General features: G+C 34.2%; 25 protein-coding genes. 3 read left to right on the top strand and 22 right to left on the bottom strand.

Translation table 11 applies throughout. The features are described 5' to 3' along the window. Positions 1–25: 25 nt before the first annotated feature. The 4 genes from G7035_RS20400 to G7035_RS20385 form a co-directional block, all read right to left on the bottom strand. Positions 26–205 (bottom strand): hypothetical protein, encoded by a 180-nt coding sequence (locus G7035_RS20400; protein ID WP_019687631.1) that lies wholly within the window; start codon positions 203–205, stop codon positions 26–28. 26 nt (positions 206–231) lie between these two features. After that, positions 232–417 (bottom strand): hypothetical protein, encoded by a 186-nt coding sequence (locus tag G7035_RS20395; protein WP_019687632.1) that lies wholly within the window; start codon positions 415–417, stop codon positions 232–234. A 39-nt stretch (positions 418–456) separates the two neighbouring features. Then, entirely contained in the window at positions 457–813 is a 357-nt protein-coding gene (locus G7035_RS20390; RefSeq protein WP_019687633.1) for a hypothetical protein, read from the bottom strand. Between the two features lie 136 nt (positions 814–949). Further along, on the bottom strand, positions 950–1,462 hold the full coding sequence (locus G7035_RS20385; protein WP_019687634.1) for a siphovirus Gp157 family protein: 513 nt from the start codon (positions 1,460–1,462) through the stop codon (positions 950–952). 175 nt (positions 1,463–1,637) lie between these two features. Here G7035_RS20385 and G7035_RS20380 point away from each other — a divergent pair, with 175 nt between their 5' ends. Both G7035_RS20380 and G7035_RS20375 read left to right on the top strand, forming a co-directional pair. Next, entirely contained in the window at positions 1,638–2,798 is a 1,161-nt protein-coding gene (locus G7035_RS20380; RefSeq protein ID WP_019687635.1) for a hypothetical protein, read from the top strand. A gap of 31 nt (positions 2,799–2,829) precedes the next feature. Then, the gene (locus G7035_RS20375; protein WP_019687636.1) at positions 2,830–3,300 is read left to right on the top strand and encodes a copper amine oxidase N-terminal domain-containing protein; all 471 of its coding nucleotides are present in this window, start codon (positions 2,830–2,832) and stop codon (positions 3,298–3,300) included. 976 nt (positions 3,301–4,276) lie between these two features. Here the strand turns inward: G7035_RS20375 and G7035_RS20370 are convergent. The 5 genes from G7035_RS20370 to G7035_RS20350 all read right to left on the bottom strand — a co-directional run bounded on the left by G7035_RS20370 (position 4,277) and on the right by G7035_RS20350 (position 6,970). Beyond that, positions 4,277–5,068, bottom strand: coding sequence for a hypothetical protein (locus tag G7035_RS20370; RefSeq protein WP_019687639.1), 792 nt, complete (start codon positions 5,066–5,068; stop codon positions 4,277–4,279). A 33-nt stretch (positions 5,069–5,101) separates the two neighbouring features. Continuing rightward, positions 5,102–5,596 (bottom strand): hypothetical protein, encoded by a 495-nt coding sequence (locus G7035_RS20365; protein WP_019687640.1) that lies wholly within the window; start codon positions 5,594–5,596, stop codon positions 5,102–5,104. An 11-nt stretch (positions 5,597–5,607) separates the two neighbouring features. Beyond that, a complete protein-coding gene (locus G7035_RS20360) occupies positions 5,608–5,883 on the bottom strand; it encodes a hypothetical protein (RefSeq protein ID WP_019687641.1) in 276 nt (91 codons plus the stop codon). Further along, positions 5,883–6,395, bottom strand: a complete 513-nt coding sequence (locus tag G7035_RS20355) for a hypothetical protein (protein WP_019687642.1) — start codon at positions 6,393–6,395, stop codon at positions 5,883–5,885. The genes G7035_RS20360 and G7035_RS20355 overlap by 1 nt, the downstream gene beginning before the upstream one ends. A gap of 224 nt (positions 6,396–6,619) precedes the next feature. Next, on the bottom strand, positions 6,620–6,970 hold the full coding sequence (locus tag G7035_RS20350) for a hypothetical protein (protein WP_019687644.1): 351 nt from the start codon (positions 6,968–6,970) through the stop codon (positions 6,620–6,622). A gap of 460 nt (positions 6,971–7,430) precedes the next feature. Here G7035_RS20350 and G7035_RS20345 point away from each other — a divergent pair, with 460 nt between their 5' ends. After that, positions 7,431–7,745: a hypothetical protein gene (locus G7035_RS20345; RefSeq protein WP_080561176.1), complete on the top strand. Its 315-nt coding sequence runs from the start codon at positions 7,431–7,433 to the stop codon at positions 7,743–7,745. Between the two features lie 142 nt (positions 7,746–7,887). Here the strand turns inward: G7035_RS20345 and G7035_RS20340 are convergent, their stop codons facing one another. The 13 genes from G7035_RS20340 to G7035_RS20280 all read right to left on the bottom strand — a co-directional run bounded on the left by G7035_RS20340 (position 7,888) and on the right by G7035_RS20280 (position 13,993). Further along, positions 7,888–8,244 carry a hypothetical protein gene (locus tag G7035_RS20340; protein ID WP_196478875.1) on the bottom strand — a complete coding sequence of 119 codons (357 nt, stop codon included), beginning with the start codon at positions 8,242–8,244 and terminating at the stop codon, positions 7,888–7,890. A gap of 32 nt (positions 8,245–8,276) precedes the next feature. Beyond that, positions 8,277–8,489 (bottom strand): hypothetical protein, encoded by a 213-nt coding sequence (locus tag G7035_RS20335; RefSeq protein WP_019687646.1) that lies wholly within the window; start codon positions 8,487–8,489, stop codon positions 8,277–8,279. 80 nt (positions 8,490–8,569) lie between these two features. Further along, on the bottom strand, positions 8,570–8,776 hold the full coding sequence (locus G7035_RS20330; protein ID WP_196478874.1) for a hypothetical protein: 207 nt from the start codon (positions 8,774–8,776) through the stop codon (positions 8,570–8,572). Positions 8,777–8,907: 131 nt separating this feature from the next. Next, positions 8,908–9,153, bottom strand: coding sequence for a hypothetical protein (locus G7035_RS20325; protein ID WP_019687648.1), 246 nt, complete (start codon positions 9,151–9,153; stop codon positions 8,908–8,910). A 32-nt stretch (positions 9,154–9,185) separates the two neighbouring features. Further along, the gene (locus G7035_RS20320) at positions 9,186–9,389 is read right to left on the bottom strand and encodes a hypothetical protein (RefSeq protein WP_147288169.1); all 204 of its coding nucleotides are present in this window, start codon (positions 9,387–9,389) and stop codon (positions 9,186–9,188) included. Continuing rightward, on the bottom strand, positions 9,379–9,564 hold the full coding sequence (locus G7035_RS20315; RefSeq protein WP_019687650.1) for a hypothetical protein: 186 nt from the start codon (positions 9,562–9,564) through the stop codon (positions 9,379–9,381). The genes G7035_RS20320 and G7035_RS20315 overlap by 11 nt, the downstream gene beginning before the upstream one ends. Further along, complete coding sequence (locus tag G7035_RS20310; RefSeq protein WP_154654542.1) at positions 9,564–9,746, bottom strand: hypothetical protein; 183 nt, start codon at positions 9,744–9,746, stop codon at positions 9,564–9,566. The genes G7035_RS20315 and G7035_RS20310 overlap by 1 nt, the downstream gene beginning before the upstream one ends. Beyond that, on the bottom strand, positions 9,712–10,248 hold the full coding sequence (locus tag G7035_RS20305) for a 5' nucleotidase, NT5C type (protein ID WP_019687652.1): 537 nt from the start codon (positions 10,246–10,248) through the stop codon (positions 9,712–9,714). The genes G7035_RS20310 and G7035_RS20305 overlap by 35 nt, the downstream gene beginning before the upstream one ends. Continuing rightward, complete coding sequence (locus G7035_RS27480) at positions 10,241–10,414, bottom strand: nucleotide modification associated domain-containing protein (protein WP_230877470.1); 174 nt, start codon at positions 10,412–10,414, stop codon at positions 10,241–10,243. The genes G7035_RS20305 and G7035_RS27480 overlap by 8 nt, the downstream gene beginning before the upstream one ends. A gap of 88 nt (positions 10,415–10,502) precedes the next feature. Then, positions 10,503–11,000, bottom strand: coding sequence for a 3D domain-containing protein (locus G7035_RS20295; RefSeq protein WP_019687654.1), 498 nt, complete (start codon positions 10,998–11,000; stop codon positions 10,503–10,505). A 70-nt stretch (positions 11,001–11,070) separates the two neighbouring features. After that, positions 11,071–11,469: a hypothetical protein gene (locus tag G7035_RS20290; protein ID WP_019687655.1), complete on the bottom strand. Its 399-nt coding sequence runs from the start codon at positions 11,467–11,469 to the stop codon at positions 11,071–11,073. 101 nt (positions 11,470–11,570) lie between these two features. Beyond that, positions 11,571–12,749, bottom strand: a complete 1,179-nt coding sequence (locus tag G7035_RS20285) for an AAA family ATPase (protein ID WP_019687656.1) — start codon at positions 12,747–12,749, stop codon at positions 11,571–11,573. A gap of 89 nt (positions 12,750–12,838) precedes the next feature. Then, complete coding sequence (locus tag G7035_RS20280) at positions 12,839–13,993, bottom strand: hypothetical protein (RefSeq protein WP_019687657.1); 1,155 nt, start codon at positions 13,991–13,993, stop codon at positions 12,839–12,841. Between the last annotated feature and the right edge of the window lie 228 nt (positions 13,994–14,221).

The following is a 14,221-nucleotide window of genomic DNA, read 5'->3' as shown; positions in this document are numbered from 1 at the left end:
TTCTCCTCCTTATAAAACGTGCCTTTTACTGAAACAGTTTAATGAACTCCTCTTTCTTTGCGCTTGCTTCATTCTCCAATTTTACTAATTCAGAATTTCTTCCCCAAGATGATAACACGATAGTCATCGCGCTCGTTTCTTTATTTACTTGATCGTTAAACATTTTTATTATTTTCTTGTATTGAGCTTCTGATATTTTTCTCATTGTTCAACTCCTTATGAAACAGACCATCAACTATTCTTAATTAAGTTTACTTTATTATCAATAAATTCAATCGTTCTCTCAAATGCTGAGTAATCTAAGTTGTTCATTGTTTCTTCTTGTAACTCAAGTAAAGTTTCCTTAATAGCTTTGTAGTGTTGAAGAATCATTCTCTTTTCGTTGACTTGTAGTTTATTATTATCGAAGCGTCCCATACCCAATTCTCCCCTTTCTTAATAAAAGAACTCTTTTAGCTAATTTCTATGATCGATTGTCCAAACAACTTCCTTATGATTGTTACTTTGAGATTGAAATTTCCATCCATTGTTTGTCATTTCTACGGCGTGTTGAAGATACTCTTCATAATTTTCATATTCATAAGTTTTAATTTCATACAGAAGCTTTGGCAAACTGCTTTCCTCCTCTATACTTTCTTTTTTCAATTGTATAACTTCAGAATGATTAGCTTGCTTGCTAATTAGCGACTCTGGAATTAAGTATCCTCTACAAATCGGACATTTGTCATAATCAAATACCCACTTCTCCCCACAGCCCTCATAGTGAGATAGATGGAATAAATGCCTCTTGGGTACTCCAATACAGTGATACATTTTACTCACCTCTTTTTTTGAATTGATATGTATCTTTCCATAAATCAATTATAGCATCCATCTTGTTTGATATCAATATATTTCATTATTTTTGCTTATTTAAATAAAAAAAACCTCCATTAAAGGAGGCTTTGCACTAACTAATACGCAAATGCTTTTTATCTGTCACTAATTCAACACCTTCAACAACTTTACCCTGTTTTACGGCAGCCAATAACCCCTTGGTATCAATCTTATCGGGTTGCGGAATTCTGTATGTATTAGGAATAGCTCTTTCATTCACAATATTAATGGATGGAGGATTCTTTTGTAGTCTAACTTTAAATAGACCTGCGTCTATCTTGTCAATTTTATTTACTTCTAGCACAGCTTGAGTGTAGCTCTTTAATCCTTCTATTTTGTTCTGAAGGTATTTGCGTTTTTTTGCAAGTCGATCTTCTTCTTCTTTTAAGGCTTTGATATCTCCCTCGATGTTTTTCATGAACTTAGCGATATTCTCTGCCTTATTACTAATCTCATCTTCAATAGATTCTAGTGTCTCAATGTACAGTTGCAAATCATCTTCCGTTAAATCGTCATTGTCCCACGCAGAATCTACAAAATTGTTAAATACTCTATACTGCTCCCCAAGCTCATATAACTTACTCATACTTTATCATCCTTTTGTATGTATTATGGTAAAATCTATGTTTTATACTAGTAAATAGTAACAAAACTTTTCCTTGCTATATATTTTTATTCATATTATACTTTTTCAGTAAGTTTTTTTGGGAAGTAATGCTGGCCAGCTTACTATATAACCCCAATATCAAGGAGGATATACTATGTTAAAAGTAGCTAAAGTTGCTTTATCTGTTTTGCTCCTATCAGCATCAATCCCTTCTTTAATGGCAAATGCCCAAGAAAATGCTACTCCCAACAACTATGACCAGTATATTAAAGAAGCGATTGAACAAGAAATCTTACTAGATAAAGGTGCATCTAGTACTGCAAAAGGCATGTCAACTTTGAGCAATAAGGAATTCGATAAAACTTTAGACAACATCACAGAAAGTTCTAGCATTAGTCAAACCACAAAGGAAAACATCAAAAAATTAGAAAATGCAGAAGTTGTTCTTCTAGACTTCGATTCAGATGGAGAATTAATTAACGCAACTTCCTCCGATAAAGGCGATATCCGATCAAACTTTGAAACAAGAGAAATCACAACTACAGAATCTACATACGGAACTGAACCACATGAAAGAATCTCTACACAATCTTACTTAGGTAATCAAGGAAACACAGCAGGCAAAGAAACAGGGGCATTCCATCGCCTTCAAACTCCCGCTAGTAACACTAATAAAATATATAATGGCGTAGTTGCAGACTCTGTTGTTTTGCCAACTTATAATATCACTGATGCTTTGAAATATTCAGAGGCAGCCTACTTATACACTGGTGTTGATGGAGTAGCTGAAGTTGGATTTGAAGGAATTGCTTCTCAGTTTACTCCAGCTGGGTGGTATCCAATGTTCCATGCAAAATCAAATCATACTGTTGATTCAGGAAATACCAATGGCATACCACAACCTAGTAGTGGAAAATATTATTATGATACAACTAAAAAGTTCTATGGTGGTGACAAAATTAACGGCTATAAAGTATATTATTACTCAACAGACTCAACCCTCACCATTAGAGAGCAAATAAATTACTCGGATATTTATGTTGTTAGATTTAATGGGTTAGGAAGTACAGGTAGATCAGTTAAGCGGCTAACTGCAATAGCTATGGGCTCTGCCACTTCAACCACCAGCCCATTCCACTATGGATACACTACACCTGCTATTTGGAACAATATGAAATTTCTAACTAACAATAGTTCCAGTTCAGTTTACCCAAGTAGTGTCTCCGGATTAAGCAACGATGTATGGACTCATGGAGGAAAAATAGATTATACCACGTCAGGGCAGTCAGAAAGATATGTCTTTTCAGTAAATTGATTGTACTTTGAATTAAAAGGAGAAAGACATCATGAAAAGATTCTTTATGGTTTCTGTGTTTCTTATTTTTTCACTTGCATTAAGCGTACAAGCCAGTGCAACAAAACATCCTTATAATTACACAATTAATGTGGAGGTAAACAATGTTCCTGTTAATTTCGGAACTAATTCAGATGCGCCTCCGTATATTGATAATGCTACAAATACAGCTTTTGTTCCTCTTCGTTTTGTTTCTGAAAATTTAGGTGGCAAAGTAACAGATTGGAATAAAGCTTTGCAACAAGTCACCATCCAATCGAAAGACGGAACTGTAATTAAATTAGCGGTCGGTAGCAAAATTGCGTATGTCAATGGTGAAAAGAAAACCTTGCTTGTTGCACCGCAAAGTCCGGCAACTCGCATTCAAGTTCCATTGCGAATTGTTTCTGAAGTATTGGGAGCTAAAGTTAATGCTAAAAAAATAGATGGAACATTGAATGTGAACATTACAACTTCCAATTAATAATTCTCTAATCTAGACCACCTTTATGATAAGGTGGTCTTTTTCATGTTGTTTTTGTTCGACTTAGGAAGAGTGATCCTTTTTCCCAGCTTTTTGAAAGATAGACTTTAAAAGAATTAAAACTTTGTTGTATAATCTTGACTCAATAAAAGTCCTCTTTTATACAATTACTTGTGCTTTATTTAATGAGAAGTCTATAATATAAATACTAACTCTCACTAAAGGTGGTAACTTAATGGTGCTCTCTCCTAAGCCACTCAAAGAATTTGATAAATCAAAAATCAATTTTTCTGACGGCACTCGTTACTTATTAAATAGTAGAAAAAATACTGCAATCAAGATACCATCAACTGTAATTAAATTGTTACTGAAATTAAATGCTAACATATTTCTAGCGGACACTTTGATCACAGCTCTTCATCTAAGGTCATTTGGACATGATGACCTTATAATTAAAAACTGGCACGAATCTTCTTATCGCATGTATGCATTCCCCAATTCAGAGCCAAACCAGAGGTTTTTGAAGTTTATGAGTACCGTATTTAAGTCAACGTCTCACGAACTAACTGAGAACGAAGTGGATACCTTAATCTACTTTTTTGCAAGAGTTCCTCATGGATATGCCCTCCCCGATAACCTTATTCATTGTCACTATGAACTGAGACACACTATTCTCTAGGGAGCGGTCTGTAAGGCTGCTCTTTTTAATCAAATTTCTATTTGATTAGATTCAAATAAATAGAACAAGCTAGAATAAAAGCTACAATATCGTCGATAGTTCTAGGTGTGATTGTGCCATAAAATATTTTTTCTGCAATCGTCCATAGAAGACCTATCACGCAGTAAATTACCAATACATTAATAAAATCAATGATAAAAAGAAGTGTGCCAGTAAAAAAGTTAACCAAGAATATAACCACTCCTTTCTAAGCAATTAGCATTGCTTCTATTTGCTTCAACTAAAATTGCGATTTTATTAATAATATAAATCGTCTAAAAATCGTTCTTTATGTATCAACAATTCTTCTTTAATTTCTTTATAGCTCTTTTTCAGCAATAACAACGAAGCAATAGTCTTTTCTACTTTTACTACTTTTCTCAAGTCTTCCGTAGAAAGCGCATCTCTTAAATTATCATTCTTATCCAGATCGTAGTATTCTTTCATTTTCTTTGCGTTAGAATCAAAAATAATCTGATAGACTAAGTTCGTAAATGTTGAATACTCAAATCCATCTTTTAATCCACCAATGAAATAGTGTTTGATAGCATCTGTCAGTTGAACACGTTCAATCCGTGCTATTTCTCTTTGTACTGCCCATTCCTTTTGTTCTTTTAATGATACTTGCTCAATGTTCAATAAATAATGTCTTATTGATTTTGCTATTTCGCTATCTCTAAGCAGCATACCAATTCTAAGCATACCTCTTCTATTTAATAACATTAAGCTTCTTGTTTTGCTTCCTACAATTTTGTCAGGTACATTATGTACCTCGCAAAATTTAGCTAATGACTTACCTTTTAGTACTCTAACTTCTGAATAATCATTAAACTCCTCTCTATTTCTTTTAATAACTTGTTTAACAGTTTCAATGCTTGTTTCATAATAATTCGAAATAGTCTCAATAGTAACTTCGTTTTTGTCACCTAGAGTAGCAAAGAAACTAAAGCGTTCAAGCACATTATCTCGGAATACATGATCGTCTCGCAGATCTCTTAGTTCAATTAAATTTTCTTCGTTTATGTTTTTATTATTTTTATCTTTTCTCAATTTAGCATTTCCTTTCTATATAAAATTCTTATTTCACAGTATTTTTTGGTTAGATCTCCACATTAAATCCATGTATCCATCTTGACTATCAATTCCCCAATCTTCAAAAATCGACTCTACTGTTTCTTCCTTTGATATGACTATGAATAAATCTCCAAGTTTACCTATGTATGTTTTTTGAGCTTCGTTTGAATAATCACTTTCACCTTCCCAATGGACATATATCTCATCCTTTGAGTCATCATCGTACACAATATCGATAACAACAATATCACCACTAGTAAGACGGTCAAAGGTGTTTTGTTTAAAACCTTCATCTTCCACACCAAACACTTGATAGTCTGTATTTGCATTTTTATTAACAACAATTGAAAAAGTATCGCATATATCCATAAATCTAATGTCGCCATAATGTCGAATAATGCTTTTTCTAACATTAGTAACACTAAAATTTCCTATGTATTTGGCATCAATCGATAAAGATTCACAATTCTCTAAACCAAACAAAATCTCTTTTAATTTCTTCATTAAACCACTTCCTATGTATTTTTATTTGATCTAGCTTTAGCCATTCTATCGGCAGCAGCCTTTCTCTGTTCGGGTGTCCAGTTACGTCCACTACTCTTGGTACGAAATGAAACCTGTCCATAATCACCCTTGAAGTAGTGACCACCATCTGCATCAACTCGAAGCAGCTCTAAACCAGCCTTTTTGATTTTTGTGATTGTTTTAGGTGAGCAACTATACACTTCCCACTCATTTGTTTCATCGTTACAGACACATACTGTTTCACGCTCAATTGCTGTTAGACTCATTATTTTTTGGATCTCGCTTTCTTAAGTTTATTTAAAATTTTTCGTGCCTTTTTTGAGGCAGTAGCCTCTTCGTGCAGTACCGATGATACTATATGATCTGTATTTATCAGTTTAACTTTTTCACTTTCTACTTTTCTGCCTTCAAGAAAAGCCCCTCTTAATTCGATTTCTTTCAATGCCTTATCTCTACTCTTCTCATCGTCATATTCAACATCTACCCAATACTCCATTATCCCATCAACCCCATGGACAACCTCAGCTATTTCATAATGATTTCCCTCAATACTTATACTTTCACCCTTGTCTAATAACCTATGGAACTGGTCTGTTTCTTTAAGTGTAATGAGTTCTAAATCTTTTGTCTTTTTAAATCCTAAACGACCATCATTATCCGATTTATCATTATATTTAAAGTCGCCGATCCCAATAGAATAACCCCACCAACTTAAAGGCTGACTTCTCTCCATATAATAAATTTTCTTAGTAGTTCTTGCCTTTATAATACTCTTCATTTGTACATTCCCCTTTCAGTGTAAAAGTTTCATTTCATCGTGTTTCTGTTTGTTCTATCTTCAAACGACTATTCAAATGACCACAGATCTTACATCTTTTTTCATGAGTGAACCAATTTCCTTCTTTGACTTCAAGCAATTCGTATTCATGCTTATGATTACTTTTTTTAGTCGGCATAATGCCCTCCATTTCAAAACCCTATCATTATGAAATGCTGATTTCATCAAATATTTACTTCAATATGTATTTTATTTTTATTAATTGACTTCAACGAAGCACCTAGATTCATCTCTAAATCTCTTTCTAGCGATACCTCTTCTTTTCCCTCAAAGTACTCTCTAATCATTTCTTTTGCATAGTTTATAATTAGTTCTTGGTTAGCGATCAATTCAACACATTTTTCAAGAAATGAGCTTCGCAATTCGTTACTCCAATCATGTATAATAATATATTTTTTTAGTCTGATCTTCTTAAACTTTCCATGGCATTTGAATGCCACTTTAATTTTTAGTGAGTCAATTTTATAGTCCCCATTGTACCCTGCACTGACAGACACATCTGCTTTAACTTTCACCGTTATCCTCCAATTCCCAATCTTCAACTCTCTCTGACTTTTGAAGCATATACTCTCACATATTTGTCTTTATTCTTGATCAAAGATCGATTTTATTTACACATCGCTTTTTAATTGATCTAATATTGTTCTATAATCAGAGAACTTTTCTTTGTAAATTTCAATTCGACTTTGAACTAACTCCAACTTATGCCCCAAATCTTCCTTTTCTCTCTCTAAATCAGAAATAAAGTTTTCGTAGTAGTCTAACTGCTGCTCAATAAAATGTTTTGCGCTTTGAACGCTCAGATAAATCTCTCCTTTCCTGATGAAATATCAATTTCACACACGATATAATTTAATTTTAATATGTTGTTCACATTATATTCACTATCGTTACATTTATTTCAAACTATTGTTTACTTATGGTAATTTTTTCTCTATGATAGATCTGTATCCCAAATAAGAGAGGATGATTGAGATGAAAAAGAAACTTTTAGTTGGCTTGTTGACTGTTGTTGCGTGTTTCACTCTTGGATCAACATCTTTTGCTGCAAGCACTGAAACAGCAAACCCCAACAATGTATCAACGGCAAGTGTTGTAACTCCTTCTGCGACAAAATATATCACTTGGCAAATTGTTTTACCAAAGTCTCAGTTCCCTACCCTTGGAGATATTCCAACAACTACTAGTTATAACGTAGATCCATATCGTGGAACATTAACGCTGAGTTCAGTTGATGGACAAACTGGTTACACTTGGACAGTCACTTATGCTGGATGGGTTACTTATTAATATTTAAAACTGTATAAGACCTCCTTGAGTATTTTTATATATTTGAGGAGGTTTTAACCTCGCATATTTGTTGAAGTTACATTTCATTAAAATCTTTATTTTACTGGGTAGTCTTCCTTATAAATTTTTTCATACAATCGTCTTACGTCCACTTGAAAGTAAATTTTTCTGGCTCCAAAGGATCACCAACTTCAAAAGTCCAATCCCCGATCAAACCTTTCTTAATTTCGACTTCATCAATTAAACTCTCTTTGTAGTTAGCTTTAAGCACAAACTGTTCATAGATATCCAACCCTTCATTGTCATCATATTGCCAATGTAGTAACGTTACCAGAAGTTCTGAGTTAGCAATTCCTGTATTATGAATTAACTGGATAATCTTTTGATCTGTAAACTTTTTAAAACGATTATCATTATTGAAATAATAATCGAAAACGTGAATTACATTTCCTATATCATCAGTTACTACTTTTGCATATCCATCAATAGGCGTAGCCATAAATAGCGCATCCTCTCCATCAAAATTAAAATCTACTCTTCATAAAACCCTTTAATGATTTCCTGTATATTTGTTTGCTCTATTGGTGGCAACATTGATATAACATCCAACAGCATTTCATACTTATGTATGAGTTTAATTCGCTCATTGCAGTCATTTTCTGAATAAACAAACCTATTTGAGCCGTATAATTTATCATACATACTGTGCTTGGCATCAGCTAAGTAAAACAAAAACTCATCCACACAAACACCTCACATTTACATAGTTCTGTTATACATGTATTTCATCTCTTCTTTTAAGGAGTCATACCCAAACACCTGAGTTACTTGAGGAAAATCACTTTACTAAAGCACGATCCCAAATGTCTAACTGTTAAGATAATTTTATGATCCTTGTCTGATCGTTCATCAAGTTCAACAGACTTTTCATACAATAGACTTACTATAAACTCTGGTGGACATTCATCGTGTCTATACTCATTTTCAACGACTTCATTTACTATTCTCTGAATAGCGTCAATGATATCCATCGCAAACACATCCTTATTCCACCGTCTCACATATGATCTTTTTATTTAAATGGCTAGTTCAATGAAAAATAAATTTCGCATTCCTTCCTCAAAAAACTAAATACCCCTTACTGATAGCACTAAGATCTATTTCATAGAGTTTCAGATAGTACCAATTTACTTCCTTTGATATGTCTGGAGAAATTTTTATTTTTTGAAACAGAGCTAATTGACGGATAAGCGCTATCTATATATCCGGTCTCAATATTAACCAATACAATGGGATACTCATCTTCTTCAATATCCTCTGCAATGATATATACTCCAGAATCCTCGTCAATCAACAAGTCCCCTGTTTCTAATTCAACTAGCTCAGGTTCATTTTGAATAAACTTCATCTTATCTCTCCTCTTCCGATCAAATACAGGTTTTACAAAATTTCTATTACCAACATCAGGTCAATATCCACGTCTATCATTGGGTCATAATTACTCAAAGTATCAAATTCTATACGATTATCATTTAGATATTCTAAAGCTTTATCATGTGATGCCCATATATCGTCATTATTTTTGTCGATAAGAAGAATATCCTTAGGCATAGTTAAGCCATATGCTATCCACTTATACATCACTCTCTACCTCACCTAGTCGTTCGATAAATTCCTGCACCTTTAACCCATACTGAGTCCTTGACTCCTTGGCTGCTTCAATAACCTGATTAATATTTGATCCTTTAGCTTTTACCTGCTTAACCATCTCATCAACGGAAGTTTCATTTATGTATTTAATCGTCTTAGTTCTGCTCATCAATATACATCCATTTTATCTTCAACAATTTGTTTTAAGTCGTAAATCTTATCGCGTAACTCTTGAAGCTCTCCATAATCAATATCCTCAATTTCCAAGTAATTATATAATTCGGATAATCGTTCAAAGTTAAATGGCAACACTTTATCACTTCCAATCCAACAAAATTTCTCTAACTTCATTCCAGTTGTTTACTCGAAAAAATCGCTTCTCGTCAAGATTGTGTGGTGCATTATACAGAATCTTATTCCCTTTGAAATTCTCTAAATTTTTAGGTTTATCGTCAATTAAATAATTGGCTGCTATTATAGATTTGTCCCTTGTAAATACAAATTTATTTTCATCTAAAAAAGGGAAGTGTTTTACCAGCCATTTATATTTAGGCACAACATTGTTCAAGTTGAATGGAGCTGTCACAATGTAGATATCATAATTGTAGTTCAATTCTTTCAGTACTTCTTGGCATCCCTCCATTACGGGCAGGTTATAAAAGAAGTCAGGTTCATCAAGATATTTATAAATTTTAATCCCACATTCTTCTTTGCATAGATGATGCCAATTCCAAGCGTTAATTTGATCTGGGTGTAAATCATCACTGTAGTCAAGATTGTAACGCCGTACCCACTCACTGAGCAGGTCGGCAATAACATTGTCCTGATCGACAGCTAATACTTTCTTAGCCATTCAATCCCTCTTTCTGTTTTCTTAATTCAACTAAAGCGAGTATTCCATAACCGATTTGATCAAGTAATGTATCTTCAATTGATTCTTCAACCTTAGCCTTACTTCCTTGAACCAAGTTTTCAAGTCTTCTCATTTTATCGTCCATGCGGATTAGTGCACTTAGAATTCCATATTTCTCAAACTGGATACTAAAAGAATTTCCGTAATCATGGTTCTTTCTTTTTAGAAGCGACTCAACCTCACCACAAATCTTCTCAATTCGCTGTTCCTGATTGTTTTCGATCTTTATTCTCTCCCCACTTAATCACTCGTACTTTTACATGTTTCTTTCTACCAAATTGTCTTGCTTCACTTTCTGTTCTGACATACACATCAATCTTATGGCCTTTAATAGCTCCACCTTTATCCTGCACTACTCTTCTGCCTACACCATCTATATAAACTACTGTACCTTTAGGCAGCACCCTCCAGTCAGCAGCTATTGTTTCACCAGCCTTGGTCATTTTACCTGAAGCTGTCCTTCCATAATCTTTGTTGTGTACGTTCCTGCCTTGATTATTGGTGTATGCTGTTAACTCAAAACGATCCCATCTATATGTATCTACTTGTTTGATCTTATCCAACTTAGCAATCTGTGTTTCTTCCTTGGTATTAGTCGTGTTTTTCATTTCTCGTACTTGATTGACACTTTGTGCTTCAGTGTTGTTCCATACTGATAGCGCCAATAGTAGAGAGAGGATTAGCTCACCCAACGTATCACGCTCCTGTTTTAGTATGAAGCCCCACTTTTATGTGAGGCTGTTACACATAAAAATCTATAAATTAAAATTCATAAAATTTAATTGAAGGTTTAATATATCCCTCTTTAACAAGTATTGATTTAGCTTTCTTATTCTTCAAAAGATCTACCATATTCAATAAGTCTGAAACCTCTTTACTGTTAAGAATCAACTCGTTGCTGTAAGTATACTCAATAATATAGGAGTCTAACTCCTTCTGTAGATTGCTGGTTAAAGTCTGCCCATATTTCAATGATTCCTTTAATTCATCGCTCATTATGCCTCTTTGAATAATTAAAGAGAAATCATACACGCAATCTTTTTCTCCATCAGTATTGATAAAATTCATCTTTGTAATTGGTCGAATACTCAGGTCACTTTTTGCTTCAAAATTCTTCTGTTTTAAGATTCCAATAGCCAAATCTTTGCTCATTCTTATCATTTAAAAACTCCTTTTAAGTCCATATGTCATTGTAAAACAGTTGACTTCGTACATATGGACTTCTATTTATAATAAAATCTGTCTTTTACTGGAGCTATGTATTAAGCTGGCAACTGGAACTCGGTAATTAATTTAAGTGCTTCGGTAAGACCATCCACATCTGAAACTGTTGGGTATGCTGCTGTTCCAAGAATTTTTTTGAATTCAGGAACAATGTATTTTGTTAGTTGATCATTAGTATATCTTTCTTTTTGTTGATTAATTTGATTAATTAAATCTTCAGCATTTAGTTTCTCTACCTCTTGTGTTGCAAATTCCTTAGCTTGTTCATTACGTTCTTGTTCTTGTTCTACCTTCAGTTCTTCAATGTTCTTCTTTGTTTTTTTAAGTTGCCCCTTAACTGCTTTCTCAAACACCTTCATGAAGTTCTCTGCACTATACTCTACTGGCTCTTCTGGTAGATCTGTATAGCTTCCACCAGCGATAGAAATATACTCAGTTGGTCTAAAAACCATCACCGTACGAGTTTCATGAAAGTTGTGCCCTTTTTCTTTTCCTGCTTTAGTCTTAACATTTTCTGAAACTTCACTACCTGCTTTATCTGTAACAACAACTTCATTAAATAGGCAGCAAATCAATCTTGCTTGAGATTCAAAGATCTTTCTTCCTGTTTGATGCATCATAAGTTCGACAGAATTATATTTCATACCATTATACAGAGTAGTTTCTTTTTCCTTAGTCCATGCCATTGCCATAATTCCATATTTAGCTGCTTTAAGAGCATCGATAGGCTTTTTCATTTCATCATAGAGTGCAGTGTATCCATTCTCTGCCCCCTTAGAAGCTTCAGTTAGTTCTTGCAATGAAACAAGTCGAGCGACACCATATTTTTTTGCTCTATCTTTTAGTAACCAAGCCGTTGCTGCATCAATACAACGATCTGCCGTATCGAATCCGATCAACTTAACTTTTTTATTTTCTTTTGCTTCTTGAACGAGACCGGGAACCACGTCTTTCTTAAAAAACTCCCATTGCTTCCAAGCATCTTCGTCCGACCCTTCTTCAAAAATAGGTAGAACGTTCTCCTCCAATTCCCAAGTCTCGAATCCTGGCTCCCATGCGATAAGCAGTGTTTCTTCTACTGGATTTTTGTAGTGCATTTCAGTTAGTTCTTTCCAAAGTCGCGTTTTTCCTGTTTTATACGTACCTGCAACCAGACTTGTGATAGAATGCAGCTCAACTTTAGGCGTATTACCTACAACTTTATTTCTCCAACTCATTAAATGAATCTCTCCCTGTTATATGTATTTATGTTTGGTCTGCGCTTTTACACACAGACCGTTTTCTAATAAATTGTAAAAATCTACTCTCACGCGAAAGGATCATCGCTATTTGCTGTAAATGGATCATCGGATGGATTGGCTGTTTGGTTAAACGGATCATCACTTGCAACACTGCCACCAAATGGATTTTCATTTGTCAAAACAGCAGACTTCTTGACCTCTTCTTCAGTAAGCAGTTCACGCATAAGGCTTCCCTGGACATAACTGGTTACTTCAAGTCCCTTTTTGTCTCCGTTTGTCACACGTTCTTTTCTTGTTACTTTTTGAGTACTATCTACACTACTAAAAGGATCGTCCGAAGCTAGTTCTTCCACTACATCTACGTAGGCAAATGTTGCCCGGTTATTATCTTGTCCTGTTGCTTCGATGAAATCATATGTATTCAAACTTGCAAATGCATCTGCCATTGAAATCTTTCCTTCTGCTGCCTCTGTTTGATAACAAATCAATTCAACATCTTTTGGCTCAGAACGTTCTTTCCCATAATCAAGAAATAGTCCGTTTATTTTTGTATCTCCACCTTCTTCTTGATAAGTGCTTCGAATACCAAGTTGCATTGTAAAGTAATTTACTTCTCTGAAATTTTCATCATTAAAATCTGTAATGTAATCAAATTCTTCTCCAGAGTGCTTAACTGTTTGAGTTGTGCCATCATCGTTAACAATCAGGCCATCTTTGATTGGGCGAACAGAATTGATGATGCGTTTCAGATAAACCTTTTCCTCGCCACTGTCTGGAGTAAAGACATCAAATTGATATTGTCCTCTTACTTCATACCACTCGTCTACTTTAATCAACTCACCAAGCCGCTCTGTTTTATCCCAATCTACTTCAATCGGATGATATGTATTGTCTGGAAAAGCTTCTTTGTTATTTCTGTCAGCCCAAGCTACTTTGTGAGGTTTTTTATGTGTACTACTATAAGGATAAGCCCATTGCTGTTCCATACCCGACAATTCCACTCGAAGGCGATTACTCAATGCTGTTTCAATTTCAAATTGCAGTACTCTACGTTGTTTATTTGTTTTCGTAGTTGTTTGTTGATAAATAGGCTGTTTAACCCAACTGTCTGTTTCTTGATCCTTTTTGCTAATCTCACTTACTTTCCCGATAAATCGAAATGCGCTTTTAAATTCTTTGCCACCGTGCTTCTTGTTCACTTTAATCTTATAGTCTGCCATATGTATATTATTTCTCCTTTTTATGTTTGATTATTTTTATTTGATTAATTTAAGTCTAATCAATCATAAAAAGGAGGGCTTCTCAACTTGTTCTTGATTCATATCACCACCTTGTTAAGTGAGATGTATTGCATCTATATAATCGCACTTGGCGTTATTATTGTATGTACTTCTTTAAGAGTTATTTTAGCTCCTACATTGAAACTAAGTAAATCCGCTATCGTAAGA

It is taken from the genome of Paenibacillus polymyxa (assembly GCF_015710975.1).
Taxonomy (GTDB): Bacteria; Bacillota; Bacilli; order Paenibacillales; family Paenibacillaceae; genus Paenibacillus; species Paenibacillus polymyxa.
Note: the sequence above shows the minus strand (reverse complement) of the source record. Positions and strands in the feature narration are given on the sequence as shown.

What these genes read in the sequence shown, in the direction of transcription:
- G7035_RS20400 (WP_019687631.1), bottom strand. Translation starts at nt 205, where the DNA reads ATGAGAAAAATATCAGAAGCTCAATACAAGAAAATAATAAAAATGTTT.
- G7035_RS20395 (WP_019687632.1), bottom strand. Translation starts at nt 417, where the DNA reads ATGGGACGCTTCGATAATAATAAACTACAAGTCAACGAAAAGAGAATG.
- G7035_RS20390 (WP_019687633.1), bottom strand. Translation starts at nt 813, where the DNA reads ATGTATCACTGTATTGGAGTACCCAAGAGGCATTTATTCCATCTATCT.
- G7035_RS20385 (WP_019687634.1), bottom strand. Translation starts at nt 1,462, where the DNA reads ATGAGTAAGTTATATGAGCTTGGGGAGCAGTATAGAGTATTTAACAAT.
- G7035_RS20380 (WP_019687635.1), top strand. Translation starts at nt 1,638, where the DNA reads ATGTTAAAAGTAGCTAAAGTTGCTTTATCTGTTTTGCTCCTATCAGCA.
- G7035_RS20375 (WP_019687636.1), top strand. Translation starts at nt 2,830, where the DNA reads ATGAAAAGATTCTTTATGGTTTCTGTGTTTCTTATTTTTTCACTTGCA.
- G7035_RS20365 (WP_019687640.1), bottom strand. Translation starts at nt 5,596, where the DNA reads ATGAAGAAATTAAAAGAGATTTTGTTTGGTTTAGAGAATTGTGAATCT.
- G7035_RS20360 (WP_019687641.1), bottom strand. Translation starts at nt 5,883, where the DNA reads ATGAGTCTAACAGCAATTGAGCGTGAAACAGTATGTGTCTGTAACGAT.
- G7035_RS20355 (WP_019687642.1), bottom strand. Translation starts at nt 6,395, where the DNA reads ATGAAGAGTATTATAAAGGCAAGAACTACTAAGAAAATTTATTATATG.
- G7035_RS20345 (WP_080561176.1), top strand. Translation starts at nt 7,431, where the DNA reads ATGAAAAAGAAACTTTTAGTTGGCTTGTTGACTGTTGTTGCGTGTTTC.
- G7035_RS20340 (WP_196478875.1), bottom strand. Translation starts at nt 8,244, where the DNA reads ATGGCTACGCCTATTGATGGATATGCAAAAGTAGTAACTGATGATATA.
- G7035_RS20330 (WP_196478874.1), bottom strand. Translation starts at nt 8,776, where the DNA reads ATGGATATCATTGACGCTATTCAGAGAATAGTAAATGAAGTCGTTGAA.
- G7035_RS20325 (WP_019687648.1), bottom strand. Translation starts at nt 9,153, where the DNA reads ATGAAGTTTATTCAAAATGAACCTGAGCTAGTTGAATTAGAAACAGGG.
- G7035_RS20315 (WP_019687650.1), bottom strand. Translation starts at nt 9,564, where the DNA reads ATGAGCAGAACTAAGACGATTAAATACATAAATGAAACTTCCGTTGAT.
- G7035_RS20310 (WP_154654542.1), bottom strand. Translation starts at nt 9,746, where the DNA reads ATGAAGTTAGAGAAATTTTGTTGGATTGGAAGTGATAAAGTGTTGCCA.
- G7035_RS20305 (WP_019687652.1), bottom strand. Translation starts at nt 10,248, where the DNA reads ATGGCTAAGAAAGTATTAGCTGTCGATCAGGACAATGTTATTGCCGAC.
- G7035_RS20290 (WP_019687655.1), bottom strand. Translation starts at nt 11,469, where the DNA reads ATGATAAGAATGAGCAAAGATTTGGCTATTGGAATCTTAAAACAGAAG.
- G7035_RS20285 (WP_019687656.1), bottom strand. Translation starts at nt 12,749, where the DNA reads ATGAGTTGGAGAAATAAAGTTGTAGGTAATACGCCTAAAGTTGAGCTG.
- G7035_RS20280 (WP_019687657.1), bottom strand. Translation starts at nt 13,993, where the DNA reads ATGGCAGACTATAAGATTAAAGTGAACAAGAAGCACGGTGGCAAAGAA.